We start from the raw sequence: 18,052 nt of genomic DNA, 5'->3' as shown, positions 1-18,052 counted from the left end.
ATTATTGTTCCCTGATAACATCGATAATATTGTCTTTTTGAATTTTTCTCAGTGGTAATAGAACAGATAAAAAGCTGATGATCAAAGCTGAAACAAACGTAATGAGACAAGCTTCGTAGGGGATCGTCCATTCGACCCTCAACACACCGGAAGCCGCCAAATAGATAATATAAGAAAGTATACAACCGAAAAAGATCCCTTGCAAACTTCCAGAAAAACCATAAATCAGCGCTTCATAGATGATCATTTTTTTCAAATCCCTTTGTGACATGCCTATAGATTTTAAAGCAGCGAGTTCTTTTCGTCTGATGATGATGCTGATCGTAATCGTATTGAGGATATTGAGACTGCCAATCAAAGAAATGACGGTGATAAAACTGTATACCAGAACCTTTATGACGAGCTCCGAATCTTTCTTCACTTTATTTTCATCGATGTAATTCGCAATGGAAATGGCGTGTTTTTTTCCAACAGACTCCTCGATGTGAGCAACAGTTGCAAGAGATTGAGTCTTATCCTTCAAATCGATTTCAAAGTGGAGGTCCTGTTCCTTCACTCCGGATATATTTTCAACCGACTTCAAAAGCTCCAAAATTTGCTGTCTTTCAGCTGAAGAATCATCATGATCTTGTTTCAGATAGATGGATAGATCTGATTTCGTCGATAAATCTTTCACATATTTGGATGCAAATGCGATATCCATCATAGACGAGAAAGTAATAAACAATACACTGGATATAATGATGGATAGGATCGTAATGGTATAACGATTTTTATTTCTTTTGACATTTTTCAAGGCCAGGCTCAAGGGAAAAGATAACGGCTTTTTCAACACGTTATTCTTGTATTTTTTGATCGCCTCTTTTTTAATGGATAACCTGCTGCTGATTGCCAGCAGTGGAGATATTCTGCCCGCAAAAAAAGCCGGGTAATAACTGGACGCTAGTACGGCTGTCAGCGTAATGATCGAACTGATGAATAAAATCCACCAATCGATATGAAAGAACGAAACACCTTCACCATCTTCTAAAATGATTGCGAAAATGGATTGGAGAGCAGCAACCGCCAGTATGCTACATACAAGCCCAACCGGTATGGCGATGACAGCCAGAACAGCAGCTTCTCTCATCACGATTTGTCTAATTTGCTTTCGCGTAGCGCCGATGCCTCGGAGCAAGCCGAACTGCTTCATTCGCTCTACGACGCTGATTTGAAAAGCGTTGTATATCACAACAACTGTCGCGATCACAACAATACTGACGACGATGACGAGCACGGCCAAAATCGATTGATTCGATCCCGGTTTCAAAACTTTGATCAATTCCTCATTGATAACCAGATTCTCGTCTTTCGTAAGTGATTTTATCTCCTCTACAACCTCTTTAAAGTCCGCTTTCTCGTTTATTTCGGCTAAGATCCTTCCCTCTCCAATAGCAAAATCTTGTTTATAGGTTAGGAGACGTCCCACTTTATTTATCTGAGTGAACGCCCGATTATCGAGTAAACCAACCAATTGAAAGGTTTGACCATCCACTTCAAATGAGTCGCCGATCTGAAGACCCTGTTTCATATAAGGAAGCGTCCATGAATCGACAACTGCTTCACGGTCATTGGCTGGTAATCTGCCATCAACGAGACTGTAGGTTAAAAACTCCATGGCGCTATGATCAGCGAAATTCTTTTGGACAGAAACATCTCCATCTCCAACCGGAACGATTCCGCCCTGAGACATCAAACCATACGAAGCAATTTGGGGATTATATTTGATTTTGTTTAATAGTGCTTCATCGTAATTTGAAATACCGAGATGAAAAGAAAACCCGTTTATCTTCTTGATGTTCTCGATTTGGGATAGCTGTGATCCTTTCATAAAAAGGCCGACTGTGGAAATTAACGCTACAGAGAGTATGATTCCGATCAAAGTCAAAATCGTTCGTTTCATATTCCCTTTTAAATACTTGCTGCTTAATTGTTTATAACTGCTGATCAAAATCATTCTCCTCCAGTCTTTTGGCTAATTCGCAGCAAGCCGTTGATCTGAAATGATCGTACCGTCTTCTATCGTGATGATCCGGTCAGAAGCCGAAGCAATCGCGAGATCATGCGTAATCAAGACAATGGTTTGATTGTATTTTCTAGCAGTCAATCGTAATAAATCTATGACTTCCTTCGTATTTCGTGTATCCAGATTCCCAGTGGGCTCATCCGCTAAAATCAAGTGCGGACGATTCATTAAGGCCCTACCGATAGAGACTCGTTGCTGTTGACCCCCCGATAATTCGGAAGGCAAGTGGTCTTTTCGTTCATGGAGCCCCAGGATTTCAATAAGCTCATCCAGATACGTCATATCTATCGGTTCGTCATCCAATAACATAGGCAACGCGATATTTTCCTGGACATTCAATACGGGGATCAAATTAAAGAACTGAAAAATAAACCCGACTTTTCTTCTTCTAAATATCGAAAGTTCATCATCTGTATACTCGTAAATATTATGATCCCCAATGAATACTTGTCCTGAAGTTGGACGATCCAACCCGCCTAATATATGCAGCAGTGTACTTTTACCAGAGCCGGAAACACCAACGATGGAAACAAACTCTCCTTGCTGAATCGACAGGTGAATCCCTTTTAACGCATCCACCCTGCTATTTCCTTCCCCATAACTTTTTACTACGTTTTCCATTCGTACAACTTCCATACAGCTCACCCTCTCATCACCCAAACTCAATCTTGCACGTCTACGAAGTTTACTTTGTCTTCGCTATTTGCATATACGTTCCCGATTTCTTGTAAGACTTGGTTCACCTGATCTTTCTTCTTATAATCGAAGCTGCGATTTTCAAACTGGATCAAGGAGAGCGTTGACTCTGCTTCGGTTAATTGGTTGTAAGTCTGTTCGTCAACAATAACAAGGTCCGCTTGTGGTATATACCCGATCCACATCTGATGGTTCACATACTCTACAGGTACCATCTTGCCGTTCAAATCAATTTGGCCATTCTTCATTTCATAATCACTTGAAGAGTAAAATAGATTTTGACCATTCGATAATTGTTTTATGCCGGTAACAGGGTCTGAAATAATAGACGTGCTGTCTGGATCTTGTCTGGCTCTGAGAATCCCCTTCTTGACGAATTGCTCAGCGGTGGATCGAGTAACAACCGAATATTTGATCTCTCTAGTTTCAAATTCTTGACCCGTTTCTTTCTGATCTTGCTCTGTCCGTTTCGTCTTTTTTATCGTTGTAACCAATTTCATTTTGTAGTCAACCGTTTGTTTGGTGTCATCTTTATACAACTCTTTGACCTTATTCGCATCTTTTTCTGTGCCGATTACGAGAACACCATCGACCGCTTGCGATGGACCTTCTACAAATCGGTTTACTCCGAATCCAATCCCTGCAAAAATCACAATAACCAATAAGAAACCTATTACTTTTTTCACCTTATCTGCTCCCTTATAAACTATTTATGTCTGGATTATAAACGAGACTTTCATGTAATTGAATGACTCTTGTCTAACGATTTTGACCTTCTTTCTTACAATTTAGTAAGAATGGTGCGTCTTCTCACGCAAGGTAAATACAAAAAGGACTGCTTCACTGGCACAAGCAGCCGAAGCAGTCCTTTCTCTTATACAGATGTAGTTGTGCTTTCTTCTCGTTCAAGTAATACATTTCTCATTTCCTGCATCACCGCTGGTCCCTGTGGCAAGACGAAGTTAGGCTGCGTGGTGCCAGATGCTACTTCATAAGCCATAGCTTCTACTGGATTCACAACGATGTGACCGTCCTCTCGAAGCTGATATACATTGCGCTGAACCGCTTTTTTCGTCCACATTAGGCGATTCATATTTGGAAAAAACATAACGGGTTTTGGATGAGCAAGAATAGTGGACGTTAGTAAGTTTGGGGCAATTCCGTTAGCAGCTTGTCCAATTACATTCGCCGTCGCTGGCAAAACAACGAACAGATCTGCCCAACGTGCTAACTCAACGTGGTTCATTTTTTTCTCAAGACCAGGCTCTTCATCAATAAATATCTCGTCACAGTAAAACAAAATCGTAGACGGCGGGATCAGCGTTGCGGCTTGTTCTGTCATCACTACTTTTACCTCTTTGAACAGGGCTCGAAACATACTAAGATAAGCAGACGCACCTATAACGGCAATCGAGCCTGATATACCGACCAAAAGTTTCTTCTCCTTCAGAAATGGATCGTGTGTCATCTCTCGACTTCTCCTCTTTTAGGCCAACAGGAATGACTGATCCCATAATGGCTCTTGACTACTGCTTGCAGAAAGGAGGGCAAGACCAATACCGGCTGCACCTTCAAGTGCACCTGCCTTATTGAGTCCTACTTTTCCATCACCATTTGGTTCTATATCTTGATAACCAAAAGGAAGCGACGGATTAAAATTATCTACTAGGCACTTAGCTAAATACTCGATATGTGATTGATAACGTTCGTCATCTGTAGTGGTTGCCATTCTAAGCGTCATTTGCAAAAGTCCTGCTTTTCCATGACAAAACGTATCTGCATACAGATTCCAATCGCTTTCTGATCTCTTGAAAACATCATCGTAAGCTTGAATGGCAAGATTACAATAGGTTGAATCTTGCAGAGCTTCACCCGCTAGATAGAGTGAACGAGCTACTCCTGGCGTGCCATAGCACCATGCATCACGTCGAAACGGCTGTTGGGATAGTATTTCTTCCCCTAGCTCTTCTTCTAATTTCACTCTACCTCTCCACATAATCCCGCAAGCGTCCTTTTCCTTCCACCGCACCAACCAGTCAGCGATGCTACGTATTGCCTCCCTCTGACCAGTTACTTCTACGCCTTCTCTCAAAGCAAGTGATAATAAGGCTAATGGTCCAGGAATCCCATGAGCAAGACCTACGTTAAAATTTCCTTTCGGATACATCTCTTTATCAATGTCTAAATATTGCATCTCCTGAGTCAAGTACCACCCGGGTATTTTTCTACCATCTTCATAATCTCTAGGCTGGCTTATATATACGAGATATCGCAAAACATCCTGTAAGGCGGCATGAAGAATATCGATTTGTTTACTTGCCAGTAAGTACCGTCCAATGCCTGCTACACCTTGAATAGCATCATAGATATGAGGATTACTTCCTCCTCTTTTTTTATCAAGGACATACTCGTCTTCAATAATGACCGCTGTTCGTGTAGCGAGCAATTGATCCAGTTGTCCAAGAAAGCGTTGATAATGCTTTCGATTGCGTGAAGCTACTAGCGTAGCAAAGCAAATACCTGCTACTCCACCACACATGGACTCACTTGAAATCCCTACTGCCTTAATTTTTTCTTGAAGAGCAAGGAGATGTTCATGAGCAACGATATTCCAACCTTGATCAGGGAAATGTCTATCCAACTCAGCAAAAAAGAGTATCGTACCCGGGTATCCGTGAGAAAGAGTAGCAGCCCCCCAAGGATGTTGATGAATCGGTCCTGCGACACTTATGTTATCTTTATCCATTACGACCTTTTCTACCTGAATCGGATCTCGCAAATACGCAGCTACCTTGAGTGCAGTAGATAAAGCCTTTGTTCTTAACTCTTCATTTTTAATCCCTTTCCATGCATGCTTAGTTGTTACCACTACTTTATTTGTCTCCATACTTTCCCTCTCTCTTTTACATTTGTCCGACCATCTGTCTTGTCGATTCATCCGTTTCTTCCAGATAAAAAGAAGCCTGCATATGAAAAAGAGATGCATAAACGCCGTCTTCTGCTAGTAGTTCCTTATGCGTCCCCGCTTCAATGATCTCTCCTTGTTTTAGGACAAGAATCTGGTTGGCATATCGAACAGTTGAAAATCGGTGGGAAATAAATAATCCCATTTTATTCTGGGTCAATTCACGGAACCGACTGAATACTTCTTGCTCTGCTTGAGGGTCTAGTGCTGCTGTCGGCTCGTCAAGTATGTATAAATCCGCGTCGCGCATGTAAGCGCGGGAGATGGCAATACGCTGCCACTGCCCCCCCGAAATCTGATACCCCTCCGCAAACCATTTGCCAAGCTGTGTATGAAATTGTTGCGGAAAACGTTTAATCATTTCATCTGCTCCGGCCTGTTTGCTTGCCTCGATAATGACAGCCTCATCATCAGCTTTTAGATAGTTACCAAAGCCAATGTTTTCGTTGACTGACATCTCATATTTAATAAAATCTTGGAACAAGGCGCTCATTTTTTGGCGCCATTCATTTTCCTCATAATGGTAAATCGGCTTACCATTAAACAAAATCTCGCCTTCTGTCGGTTGATACAATTGCGTAATTAATTTTACGATTGTCGATTTTCCCGAACCATTCTCTCCTACTAACGCCATCGTTTCTCCTGGACGAATGGCGAAACTTACATTACGTAGCGCGTAGGCATCGACACCTTGATATTTGAACGAGACATTGCGAAACTCTAAACCAGACGCATTCTTCTCACAAGGATCGCTTTCGGCAATTGCTAATTTTTTCTCATCTGGCACAGCTAAAAATGTAAATAACTGACTAATGTACAGATTGTTTTGATACATGTTAAAAATCGTTTGCATAAGATCTGTGGAGGTTGTTTGGGTGTAAGATATCGCCTGGATAAACGCAATTAAGCTGCCAACTGCAATCGTACCTAACATCGTTTCCCATACTACATACGACTGCATCGATACGACAGCAAGGAGTGACAGGGCCTGAAATCCAAGCGCCACCTTTGTCCTTTTTATCACCATTGCTTTGTCCTGCTGAAAAAATCGCTCGTAATATTTACGATATCTATCGACCAGAAATGGGCCTAGCTGAAAGGTTTTTAGCTCTTTTACTGATGAATCGCAGGTCAATAAATGCATCAGATAATATTGCTTACGGCGATCAGAAGCGCGGTTATGGTCAATCATGAATTCCTCTTGTCCTAATCGAATAAAAGAGAAAGTAGAACAGATAGGTAGCAAGAGCAATATAAGTGCTAGCCACCACTTCCAAGTGATCAGCATAGCGGAAACAGATAGTAGCACAATCACATTACTTATAATACTTATCACCTGTTGAAATAACTGATAGGGGCGAAACGTGGAATCTTGCTTTGCCCGTTGAAGCTGGTCGTAAATTCCTGCATCCTCAAAACTGGAATAAGGAAGTCGCGTAGCTTTTTTCATGATCAACAGGTTTACATGATTGGCTAACAGTTCTTGATACAACGTTTTGTAGACCAGGTCAATATGTTTGAGAGTATCGCGGATCACGGCTAGAAACGCGAAAAGACCAAACGCGATGAAAAGCGGAACGATTCCCCCACCCGCTGAGATGGCAACTGCCGCATTAATTAATGATTGCGTGGCAATAATCACTCCTACAGGTATCAGGCTACTTATAATCGTCAATATCATAACAATCACAAAGTAGCGAGGATTTGTTTGATACAGTAAATGAAAAACACTTGGCCAATGAGAGAAGGAAGCAAATACGTTTCGAATCGTTTCGAATCGATTGCTGTTTGCCTTAATTGGAGTCACCAGCATTCTCCCTCCAGTGAAGCTGGCTGTGTAAAGTATGGCGTACAAAGGCCATTGCTTTATCTTCCATCTCTCGCCTTACTCCAAATAAGCGATTGCAATGCAAATGGATCAAGCTACCCATGATCATCGATGGGGAACTCCACAGCGAATGGTTTTGTTCACCCTCTGCTACAAGCCTTCCGAAATCCTGCAATACATCCACTCTCAAGGTCATCGCTTCACGAATGGCTTCCCCACTCGGATGACTTCGCAATCCTTGCCAATCGTTCCGCGGATCAGCGAGAGTAAGCAATGGTTTCCGCCATTTTCGGAACTCTTCTCTCTGGGCATCCTTTTTCACACGCATGTCCATCCAAGCCAGTTGCTGTTCAAAACTAAGTCCGAATCTAGTCATTATGTCAATAATACTAATCGTTGCTAAAACATAGTCAGTTAGATTCGTTTGATGAAACCGCAACAATCTCAAAAGATTCGCAGTCGTCTGGCTATCTTTAGCAAATACTTGCTCCGCATTTGCCATGATCGATGGTCCACCGTATCTTTCTACTTCGCGATCATACGTATCAATTACCATTCTTTGAATAAATCCTTCTCGCTGACATTCTTGTATCCAAGGGTAAAGTTCTGGAAAAATCTCCTTCATAAGCTTCTCGGGCTTACCGTGAAAACGGAGGCGAATATGATGATCAGGGTCTATATATCGCATGAAAAACCATTCATCTGCTACTCCTTTTTTAACCATGGAATCCGCAAATGCATGGATCTGATCAACGATAAATTCATCCTGTCTCTGGTGGCCCCCATACAGTTTTAAAAACAGCCAATCACTTCCAGGGAGTTTTATGTATTGCTCCTTAGATAGAACATTTTCATTTCTATAGGAGGGGATAATTTTTCTCTTCTCTATAGGCGGTCTCCTCAGCAATGGAACCACACATTCCATGGAAAAATGACCTTTTGGTCCAGTGACCCAATATTCTTCTGTACCCCCGATTTTTTCACGGAGTTGAATGTTTTTTGACTTAAACAATTCTGTACGCAACTCTTCTACATGATAAGGATTATCCAAATCTAACAAAATACGATTGTCACCGAAAGCCATGTACACATATCGTGGTAGATCCCACTCCATTCTCCATGCAGCAAAAGCCTCATTCCAGATCTTGTCTTCTTTCGGATCTGCCTTCAGCCCCAGAGATTCGGGTATCACCTTCCATATAACAGGCGACAAGATGGTTTTTCCATAGCGAACACGTGGCAAATACGGTGATGCATCCATATTTCCCCAAGAGAATGGGTTCCAAAGACGTACATTTTCCATAGAGACTTCTCGCAAGAAACGATAAATATTTGGGGCATTCTTGAAATTAAGCATATTATCCGCTGAAATAATTAATTTCTTTCCATGTGTACGAGATTTCAGATAGAAATGCTCTATTGTGGCACCTACCACAATATCCTCCAGTTGAAGGGCATGCTGTGCCATCTCTGAACAATTCGTGCCAATGGTCAATTCATATTGGCTGAAGGATGGATGGAGAACGATATTGGCATGTCGTCCAACGGTTGAAAGATAATTGGCCTCAACAAAAATCACATCTTCATGCTGTTCCTGTATTTGATTATGAATCTGTTCATGTTTTTCTATCGCTTCTGGTCCGAGTATATCGAGGAATCTTCCAAACGATTGACCCACCTTAGCGGAACCAGGCATTGGTGCCACCTCTAGCAGATAGTCTCCTTGATCGATTGCTTCCTGTGAGGGTGCGATTACCTCCACGTACAATTCCAAGGAATCTGGTGCGTATTTCGTATCTACTGGCTCTGTTTCTAGCTGATCGAGAAGATCATTCGTAATTTCTATCTCTTTTGTTTTTGTTGCAATCGCATGAACTACTTTTCTCATCAAACTAGCTTCTCGCTTATCAGAATACTTGAGAGGCGATACTGGCTCTTTTCTACTGCTTTGTGGAAACATATATCCTGCCGGTGCTCCTAAACCAACCTCATCACTAAGAAGCTCCAAAACAGGGACTTCTCTTGACGTTCCGTATTTCTCCAAAAAGTCCTTATGGTAGCTTCTTAGATGGGACGCTCCTCGCTGTGGTAAAGACAGTCGCCACAGACATTCCACCGCTTTCGCTACTTCTTCGCCTATACCGTTGTGTAAAGATACTTTGTTAGTACCTACATGGAGGTCTACTTGTACTGGCATCATGCTTGCTTCAAGGGCCTTCATCCGCGTAATTAATTCTTGAAAGTCTTGTATGCCTGTTCCAATCGGAAGTCCATCGTACTGTTTCATTCTTGCTTGAATCTCAGCTAATTCCGAATATATATCCTGTACACCATCAAGTAACGCAAGGCGCTCCATCACATAATCAAATGGAGTGGCTACTGTTAGTGGTGGACGTAATTCGCTAATTAAGAACTCTTGAGAGAATAATTGCCACAGCAGTCCGGTTACTTTTTGTTCCCCCGCCTCAGGGTACTTTTCCATCAATCTACTAATTAATTGTTCAAATAGGATCGGATGTTTTGCCATATCAAACACAGCGTGCACAACTTCTGTAGCACGGATTGAAATTCTTTCTTTTTGTTTACCATCTAAACGTTTCATTTGCCCGTATTCAGTGGCAAACGTAAGCTCCATTCGCCCGCCGACCTGCACCGAAGCGTGATTTCGTTGTACTTTCAACTGTTTTACTACATCAAGTCGTTGCTCTACTCTCTGAATGATTGCAAGCAGCCATTCCATGTCTGGACGTGTACGTTTTTGGTGAAAATGTGAGTCTTTCAAGGAGACGTTTGTCCTGTCAGCAAATGAGCCCAGAGCAACACCAGCGAATAAGCCATATGGAGTGGCACGGGTACACATCCTTAACAAAAAACGAACAAAACTAGAAAGAGCCTGCTTGGTTTTTCGAGAAGTAGGATCGCCTTCTAGATTCGGCAATGCGTCGTACAGAGATGGACTAGAAAGGAGAATAGCTTCTCGTATCTTTTCGTCCTTCGCATATTTCTTAATAGCAGCTAGATAATCACTGGATTTATTTGATTCATGGAAGACCTCGATTGGAAACAGAGGTACCCGCAGCATAAAAAAGTCTGCTGAGGTATATAGGTTTCCCTCCTTTTTGTTCTCATGGTAGAGAGTAGTCAGCTCCCTCTCTATTATTTGCTTAGCCATTCATACCCCTCTTTCCCATGTAAGTAGTGAGACTATAAAGGAAGAACATCGCTTATCGCGATGCTCCTCCAGCGTCAAACTAAATTAGCAGCAGTTGCTTTGGCACCAAGTAACTGAGCAGAATGTGGTGCAAATGATGTCGCTCACTACTGAATCTGATTGTACTTGATTTACCTCTTTTACTTGAACATCCAAATCGAACAGATCTTTTTGCATTTTTTGTTCCTCCTCTAATTTTTTTGTTCGTAGCCAGAACTTCACGCGCGTCTGTTAGTGCTTGGTTACGATCACAAATAAATAATAGAATAGAAATATTTTCCAGTAAAGGATATTTTTAAAAATTCATATAATTTTTTTACATTTTTATCCACAACGATTTTTTAAACAGAAAAAACCATTTTTCATTGAAAAAATTCCAATGAAAAATGGCTAGTTTCTCGTATCAAAGAAGTTGTCTCTAGAATTTACACTCGCTCCCTGTTGTTAACAATTAAAAACCAATTGGATAATTGTACCTCCACCGAGCTTACTTTCTATTCTTATTTCAGCGTCATGAATGTTAGCAATCTCCTTACATAATGAAAGCCCGAGCCCGAGCCCTCCTCCATTAGCTCTCGATCTCGATTTATCGGACATAAAGAAGGGCTCAAACACTTTTGTTATGTCGTCATCAGGAATACCGATCCCTGTATCTTTCACTTCAAGAATTATTTTTGACTCCGCATCTCTGTATGAGCTTACCAGTATTTTATCGTTGTTCTTCGATGCTTTAATCGCATTGTCTATCAGATTTGCAAGTAAAATTTTCATCAAATCCTTATCCATGAAAACACTCAGATGCTCCGTCGATATTTCCAGATCCATATTCTTTATGTTCAGCTTTGGAATAAAGGAATGTTTGATTTCCACAAAAAGTTCGTCAAGTTTTCCCTTTTTTAACTCAAAATCTTCTTTTCGCAAAACAATGAGCTCCATCAGCTTAAATGTCAGTTTCTCTAGCCGCTTTCCTTCTTCATAGATAAAGCTTAATGAGTTGATATACGTCTCTTCATCATATTTATTCGTTCGTAAATAATCCGCATAGCCTATGATCGAAGTTAAAGGAGTCCGAAGTTCATGTACCAGGTTATCGATAAACCTTTGCTTGTCTTCTGAAGATCTTTTAAGCTGGTTTACTTTATCTTCTACATCAACGGCCATCAAATTGAAATTTTCCGCTAACAACCCGATTTCATCTTTCGATTTGACCATAACTCTTTCGCTGAAATTCCCGCCTGCAATTATTCTTGTTGACTGGATAAGTTTATTAATCGGTTTTACGATAAACATGCTCATGATTATGGTAACAATGACCAAAATTGCTGAAATAAGAGCATTTAACTTTATTAAAAGGCTTAATAAGTCTTCTCTATTTTCATAAACACTCGAAATATCTTTCACGTAAGAAAGCTTATAGTGATTATTTTCCAAATAAATATTCTTCGCTATAAATAAGTACGTCTTTTCCCCTAGATCCCGTATGATGTAATTTACTTTATCTGATGGGATGTTTAATTCTTCTCGATTAGTAAGAGTTATCTTGTTGTTTTTAAAATGGCTAAAAATCACTTTCTTATTTTCATCTATTACATCCAAATACACATCCTGTTCTCCTAGGTTGTCCAAGTACGTACGAATCATGGAATCTATGTTTGGTTTGCCAACTCCTTCTGCATCTGGGGTTGAAGATTTTTGAACTTTAAGTAGATATAGATTTGATTCTAAAGAGTTAGCAAATCGATCCTGTTCACTTATCCCGGAACGGATCTCCATATTGAGATTGAGTTCAAAGCTGCTATTAATAAGGTAGATGGATGCTGGTACAAAAAAGATTTCAAATATGATTAATGTACATAAAAATATCCTCTGCCAAAATTTCATTTATTCCTCCAGCCTATATCCCAATTTAAATACTGTTTTAATTTCATCTTTCCATCCCAGCTTTTTTCTTAGCTTTTGTATATGGTTGTCAATCGTCCGAGTCTCGCCAATGTAGTCATATCCCCAAATTTTTTCTATGATTTTTTCCCTCGTTAATACGATGTTTTTATTTTGTACTAAAAACACCAATAACTCGAACTCTTTCAAAGTAAGCTCAATCATTACACCGTTCTTTTTCACCTTCATTTCTTGCAAGTATACTTCTGTGTCTTTAAAATTTATGATGTTGCTTTTTTTATTGTAATGCCTTAATACATTTTCAATCCTGGCGAGTAATTCAATTCCTTCAAAGGGTTTCGTCATATAGTCATCTACTCCCGCTTTTAATCCATACACCTTATCTGTGACAGAACTTTTCGCAGTTAAAAAAATGACAGGTATCCCTAAAGGCTTAATTTTTTCAAATAAAGTAAATCCATCAACTTTTGGAAGCATGACATCCAAAAGTATGAGATCAAAATGATCGCTTTCAATTACACTCAGGGCTTCCTCTCCATCAAAAACGACTGTACTCTCATAATTTGCCGTATTTAAATTCAATTTTATTAAATTTGCTACTGCAATATCATCTTCAACCACTAAAATTTTTATCATTCCGTTTTTACCTCTTTCCTTTTGTAACGGTTAGATGGAGTAAGTACCATTTCGGGCACTTACTCCATCTAATCAGTCCTACAATTTTTAATTCACTTTCAGTCCTCTGAAATTCTCACGGTAGTCTTTTGCTACGGAAGGTAGAGTGATTAGTCTATCATAATTAATCTCATAACTGGATACTGAATAATTCTTCAGACTAATTGTCATTTTTACATCCCTTCCATCTTCCAGATCGCAAAGAACATGTATGGTTCCGGACTTAGCAATCTTGCTAACCTTCATCGTATTTTCCTTAACTTTTTTCTGTTGTTTATCAAAAAAGTTGATAACCGCAGATTTAACTTTCGCATCATTGATTGTTGTCTCTGAGCTTCGATCTCCATCAGTGAAAGCAGTTAAAGAAACAATTTCACCTGTTCGTTCATTTATGACAATGTTATTAGAAGCGCCCATTGGCTGGTTTAAGTCTTCAGCACGAACAAACTGTACCATGATAACATTTGCCGTATCTTTTTTGGCGTTTTCTTTTAATACAGCTGCATCTTCTTTTGAAACCAAACCCATAAAGAACTTAAAGTTTTCTTGGTTGTTGGTTCGATTTACACGCGCCTTACCAAAAGATTTCGCGTCAAGCCCCCTATAGTCTTTTAGAGCTTTGGTTGCCATTTTTACCGCTTCTTCATCACTAATCTTTCTATTTGCTACTTTGGCTACAGTGGTTTGATTTGTGCCATTTCCTGCTTTGTTTGCCACTGTTACGACGTTGTTTTTAGTAGAAGGAACCGCATTTTCGCTTGCAAAAGCAGCTGCTGTAGAACCACCTACAATTGTTAGTGCCATTGAAAAAACGAGAATATTTTTTTTGTTCATGGCAATGCCTCCTGGAACTTTTTGGTTTAGATGGAGTAAGTACCATTTCGGGCACTTACTCCATCTTATCCGTCCTACAATATCTTCATTTACTTACAGTTCTCTGAAATTCTCACGGTAATCTTTTTCTTCGGAAGGTAGAGGGAGTAGTCTGTCATAATTAATCTCATAACTAGATACTGTATAATTCTTTAGACTAATTGTCATATCTACATCTCTTCCATCTTCCAGGTTGCAAAGAACACGTACGGTTCCGGAACTAGCACTCTTACTAACCTTCATCGTATTTTCCTTAACATTTTTCTGTTGTTGATCAAAAAAGCTGATAACCGCAGATTTAACTTTCGCATCATCGATTGTAGTCTCCGAGCTTCGATTTTCATCAGTGAAAGCAGTTAAAGAAACAATTTCCCCCGTTGCTTCATTTATGACAATGCGATTAGAAGCGGGCATTGACTGGTTTAAGTCTTCAGCACGAACAAACTGTACCACGATAACATTTGCCGTATCTTTTTTGGCGTTTTCTTTTAATACAGCTGCATCTTCTTTTGAATATAAATCCATAAAGAACTTAAAGTTTTCTTGGTTGTTGGTTCGATTTACACGCGCCTCACCAAAAGATTTCGCGTCAAGCCCCATATAGTCTTTTAGAGCTTTGGTTGCCATTATTACCGCTTCTTCATCACTAATCTTTCCATTTGCTACTTTGACTACATCATTTGTAGTGGTTTGAGTTGTGCCACTTCCTTCTTTGCTTGCCAGCGTTACTACTTTGTTTTTCGTAGAATTAATTGCGTTATCGCTTGCAAATACCGCTGCTGTAGCACCGCCTACAATTGTTAGTGCCATTGACAAAACGAGAATATTTTTTTTGTTCATGGTAATGCCTCCTGAAATTTTTTGTTTTTGGTTTGGGCACGAAACCCTTGTTACAGTTCATAGAATATAGCGTTCATATGTTAAAAGTATCTTTCAGTTGTCTCCAAGTTGTAAATTCTATAAAAACCATTTCGTTCGTTGTTACAGGGAAGATTGAAAACCACCTGGAGGCTTGCTTCAGATGGTTTTCAAGAGCTGGTTTCGCATTCCTACCAATGAATGAGATTGAACCACTACTATTATTACAGAAAAGAAAAGCACAGCAAAGAACAGTATTTAACAACAAATACTGCTCTTTGCTTTCCTATTCGGATGACGTTTTTAGTGGTTGAAGACTTATTGAATATCGAAACGATCTGCATTCATTACCTTCACCCATGCAGCAATGAAGTCACGCACAAACTTTTCTCTGTTATCGTCTTGTGCATAAACTTCTGCAATGGCACGCAGAACAGAGTTTGAACCGAACACGAGGTCAACAGCAGTTGCTGTACGCAAGACTTCCCCCGTTTTGGGATCACGTCCTTCAAATACGCCTCCGTCTGCAGGCTTCCACTGTATGCCCATGTCTAGCAAGTTAACAAAGAAGTCGTTCGTGAGTGTACCTACACGATCCGTGAATACACCGTGTTGTGTGCCACCGTGGTTTGTGCCGATAACACGCATTCCGCCAACAAGTGCAGTCATTTCTGGAGCAGTAAGGTTTAGTAGCTGTGCCTTGTCTATCAGGAGTTCCGCAGGACTGACACGATATTGCTTCTTCTGATAGTTCCGGAAACCATCAGCAATTGGCTCGAGTACGTCGAAGCTTTCTGCATCGGTTTGCTCTTGTGTCGCATCACCACGTCCAGGAGCAAAAGGAACCGTTACATCAAACCCAGCATCTTGTGCAGCTTTTTCTACTGCGGCACTACCGCCCAGAACAATCAAATCGGCCATGCTGACTTTTTTACCAAAGTCCTCTTGAATGACTCCCAGGATCGTGAGCACTTTTTCGAGTTTTTTCGGCTCATTTACTTCCCACTCCTTCTGTGGAGCAAGACGGATGCGAGCACCATTCGCGCCGCCACGCATATCCGAGCCACGGAAGGTACATGCGGAAGCCCAAGCCGTTGTTACCAGCTCGCTGACGGTAAGGCCCGAGTCTAAAATCCGTGTTTTCAGTTCTGCTACATCGGCATCTGTTAACTCATATTCAGCAGAGGGTACAGGATCTTGCCAAATAAAATCTTCTGCTGGAACTTCTGGGCCTAAATATCTTGAGCGAGGCCCCATGTCGCGGTGTGTGAGTTTGAACCAAGCAGTTGCAAATGCATCTGCAAACTCCTCTGGATTCTCATAGTAACGACGAGAAATCTTTTCGTATACTGGATCCATACGCAAGGCCATATCCGCAGTGGTCATCATGGTTGGAACACGCACGGACGCATCTTCTGCATCCGGTGCGAGATGCTCATCAGCAGGATTTATTGCAACCCATTGGTGTGCTCCTGCTGGGCTCTTGGTCAGCTCCCATTCATATCCGAACAAGAGTTCAAAGAATCCATTATCCCATTGTGTCGGATTCGCAGTCCATGCACCTTCAATACCGCTACTGATGGCGTCGCGACCTTTACCAGAGCCGTGTGTGCTCTGCCATCCTAAGCCCATTGCTTCCAAAGGAGCAGCTTCTGGCTCTGGGCCTACAAGAGCAGCATCTCCTGCGCCGTGAGCCTTCCCAAATGTATGACCGCCTGCTACGAGTGCAACGGTTTCTTCATCGTTCATTCCCATGCGTTTGAAGGTTTCGCGGATGTCACGAGCACTGGCAAGCGGATCTGGATTCCCGTTCGGACCTTCGGGGTTCACATAAATTAGACCCATTTGAACAGCAGCGAGCGGATTCTCGAGCTCACGATCGCCGGTGTAACGCTTATCGCCTAGCCATTCCTTTTCAGCACCCCAGTAAATATCTTCTTCTGGATGCCAAACGTCCGCGCGTCCGCCTCCAAAACCGATTGTCTTCCCGCCCATGGATTCAATAGCAGCATTGCCGGCGAGAATGTACAAGTCTGCCCAAGAGATCTTGTTGCCATATTTTTGCTTGATCGGCCATAGAAGGCGTCGAGCTTTATCAAGGTTGGCATTGTCTGGCCAGCTGTTAAGTGGAGCAAAACGCTGTGTGCCGGTTCCAGCACCACCACGGCCGTCTCCTGTACGATATGTACCAGCGGAGTGCCAAGCCATACGGATAAATAATGGCCCGTAATGCCCGTAGTCGGCAGGCCACCAATCTTGGCTGTTTGTCATGAGATCATAAAGATCCTGCTTGAGAGCCTGGTAGTCCAACTTTTTGAACTCTTCTGCATAATCGAATTCTTCGCCCATAGGGTTAGATTTTCTGTCATGCTGATGCAGGATGTTCAAGTTCAACTGGTTGGGCCACCAGTGTTTGTTCGACGTAGCACTAGGGTTGTGATTCGTAGTGCTTCCGTGCGAAAACGGACACTTTCCAGTGTTAGCGGTTGCCATAGAGTCCATTTGTCCCTCTCCTGTCATTTAAATTAAGTATTAAATAATAATACTTCTAATTAATTTGTATAGCAGTTAACAAGAGAAATCAACATCTTTTTGCTCTTTTCATCTTAAGGATTTATGAGTAGTTAATGCCCTTCTTAAGGGAATCGTAAGAACACGATACCAATATATGAACTCTTTCATTTCCGAATTGCTGATTCTAACGTATGCATGGACCGTGTTGATTATGATCTTGTCACCAGTTCGTTAGCCTCTTTTCCTTACGGTTCCAGCTTGCGGTCAAGCTTCATTGTTCGGAATGGAAAAAAGGAATTTGAACTTCCATTCGATCCATCACAAAAAGCCCACTATTATCCGTCAAACGGAATGTGTGGGCTTTTTGTGCCTAATTGGCTTAATTGATTGTTATTTGAAATTCCGAGCCTGGCGCACCAGCAAATACGATTATTCCGCTCTTCGGCAGAGTCACTTTGTTGTTGCCGC

13 protein-coding genes are annotated in these 18,052 nt (G+C 41.2%); all 13 read right to left on the bottom strand.

Annotated features, from left to right (window positions below; translation table 11 throughout):
- Position 1: 1 nt before the first annotated feature.
- On the bottom strand, positions 2-1,990 hold the full coding sequence (locus ACM6JA_RS02960) for an ABC transporter permease (RefSeq protein WP_414851119.1): 1,989 nt from the start codon (positions 1,988-1,990) through the stop codon (positions 2-4).
- A 24-nt stretch (positions 1,991-2,014) separates the two neighbouring features.
- Positions 2,015-2,701: an ABC transporter ATP-binding protein gene (locus ACM6JA_RS02955; RefSeq protein WP_414851118.1), complete on the bottom strand. Its 687-nt coding sequence runs from the start codon at positions 2,699-2,701 to the stop codon at positions 2,015-2,017.
- A gap of 26 nt (positions 2,702-2,727) precedes the next feature.
- Positions 2,728-3,447 (bottom strand): lipoprotein BA_5634 family protein, encoded by a 720-nt coding sequence (locus tag ACM6JA_RS02950; protein ID WP_414851117.1) that lies wholly within the window; start codon positions 3,445-3,447, stop codon positions 2,728-2,730.
- Positions 3,448-3,635: 188 nt separating this feature from the next.
- Entirely contained in the window at positions 3,636-4,229 is a 594-nt protein-coding gene (locus ACM6JA_RS02945) for a flavoprotein (protein ID WP_414851116.1), read from the bottom strand.
- An 18-nt stretch (positions 4,230-4,247) separates the two neighbouring features.
- A complete protein-coding gene (locus tag ACM6JA_RS02940) occupies positions 4,248-5,648 on the bottom strand; it encodes a lanthionine synthetase C family protein (RefSeq protein WP_414851115.1) in 1,401 nt (466 codons plus the stop codon).
- A gap of 16 nt (positions 5,649-5,664) precedes the next feature.
- Positions 5,665-7,539, bottom strand: a complete 1,875-nt coding sequence (locus ACM6JA_RS02935; protein WP_414851114.1) for an ABC transporter ATP-binding protein — start codon at positions 7,537-7,539, stop codon at positions 5,665-5,667.
- On the bottom strand, positions 7,520-10,726 hold the full coding sequence (locus tag ACM6JA_RS02930) for a lantibiotic dehydratase (protein WP_414851113.1): 3,207 nt from the start codon (positions 10,724-10,726) through the stop codon (positions 7,520-7,522). Before ACM6JA_RS02930 ends, ACM6JA_RS02935 begins: the two co-directional genes overlap by 20 nt.
- Positions 10,727-10,810: 84 nt before the next feature.
- Positions 10,811-10,942, bottom strand: a complete 132-nt coding sequence (locus tag ACM6JA_RS02925) for an FDLD family class I lanthipeptide (RefSeq protein WP_007729069.1) — start codon at positions 10,940-10,942, stop codon at positions 10,811-10,813.
- Positions 10,943-11,209: 267 nt separating this feature from the next.
- Positions 11,210-12,646 carry a sensor histidine kinase gene (locus tag ACM6JA_RS02920; protein WP_414851112.1) on the bottom strand — a complete coding sequence of 479 codons (1,437 nt, stop codon included), beginning with the start codon at positions 12,644-12,646 and terminating at the stop codon, positions 11,210-11,212.
- On the bottom strand, positions 12,647-13,300 hold the full coding sequence (locus ACM6JA_RS02915; protein WP_414851111.1) for a response regulator transcription factor: 654 nt from the start codon (positions 13,298-13,300) through the stop codon (positions 12,647-12,649).
- An 87-nt stretch (positions 13,301-13,387) separates the two neighbouring features.
- Positions 13,388-14,173: a hypothetical protein gene (locus tag ACM6JA_RS02910; protein ID WP_414851110.1), complete on the bottom strand. Its 786-nt coding sequence runs from the start codon at positions 14,171-14,173 to the stop codon at positions 13,388-13,390.
- Between the two features lie 93 nt (positions 14,174-14,266).
- Positions 14,267-15,052, bottom strand: a complete 786-nt coding sequence (locus tag ACM6JA_RS02905; protein WP_414851109.1) for a hypothetical protein — start codon at positions 15,050-15,052, stop codon at positions 14,267-14,269.
- Between the two features lie 336 nt (positions 15,053-15,388).
- On the bottom strand, positions 15,389-17,572 hold the full coding sequence (gene katG, locus ACM6JA_RS02900; RefSeq protein WP_414851108.1) for a catalase/peroxidase HPI: 2,184 nt from the start codon (positions 17,570-17,572) through the stop codon (positions 15,389-15,391).
- Between the last annotated feature and the right edge of the window lie 480 nt (positions 17,573-18,052).

Origin of the sequence: Brevibacillus sp. IT-7CA2 (assembly GCF_949767855.1) — a bacterium.
GTDB lineage: Bacteria > Bacillota > Bacilli > Brevibacillales > Brevibacillaceae > Brevibacillus.
Note: the sequence above shows the minus strand (reverse complement) of the source record. Positions and strands in the feature narration are given on the sequence as shown.

Coding starts and splice junctions, on each gene's coding strand:
- ACM6JA_RS02955 (WP_414851118.1), bottom strand. CDS start 2,701: ATGGAAGTTGTACGAATGGAAAACGTAGTAAAAAGTTATGGGGAAGGA.
- ACM6JA_RS02945 (WP_414851116.1), bottom strand. CDS start 4,229: ATGACACACGATCCATTTCTGAAGGAGAAGAAACTTTTGGTCGGTATA.
- ACM6JA_RS02940 (WP_414851115.1), bottom strand. CDS start 5,648: ATGGAGACAAATAAAGTAGTGGTAACAACTAAGCATGCATGGAAAGGG.
- ACM6JA_RS02935 (WP_414851114.1), bottom strand. CDS start 7,539: ATGCTGGTGACTCCAATTAAGGCAAACAGCAATCGATTCGAAACGATT.
- ACM6JA_RS02930 (WP_414851113.1), bottom strand. CDS start 10,726: ATGGCTAAGCAAATAATAGAGAGGGAGCTGACTACTCTCTACCATGAG.
- ACM6JA_RS02925 (WP_007729069.1), bottom strand. CDS start 10,942: ATGCAAAAAGATCTGTTCGATTTGGATGTTCAAGTAAAAGAGGTAAAT.
- ACM6JA_RS02920 (WP_414851112.1), bottom strand. CDS start 12,646: ATGAAATTTTGGCAGAGGATATTTTTATGTACATTAATCATATTTGAA.
- ACM6JA_RS02915 (WP_414851111.1), bottom strand. CDS start 13,300: ATGATAAAAATTTTAGTGGTTGAAGATGATATTGCAGTAGCAAATTTA.
- ACM6JA_RS02910 (WP_414851110.1), bottom strand. CDS start 14,173: ATGAACAAAAAAAATATTCTCGTTTTTTCAATGGCACTAACAATTGTA.
- ACM6JA_RS02905 (WP_414851109.1), bottom strand. CDS start 15,052: ATGAACAAAAAAAATATTCTCGTTTTGTCAATGGCACTAACAATTGTA.
- katG (WP_414851108.1), bottom strand. CDS start 17,572: ATGGACTCTATGGCAACCGCTAACACTGGAAAGTGTCCGTTTTCGCAC.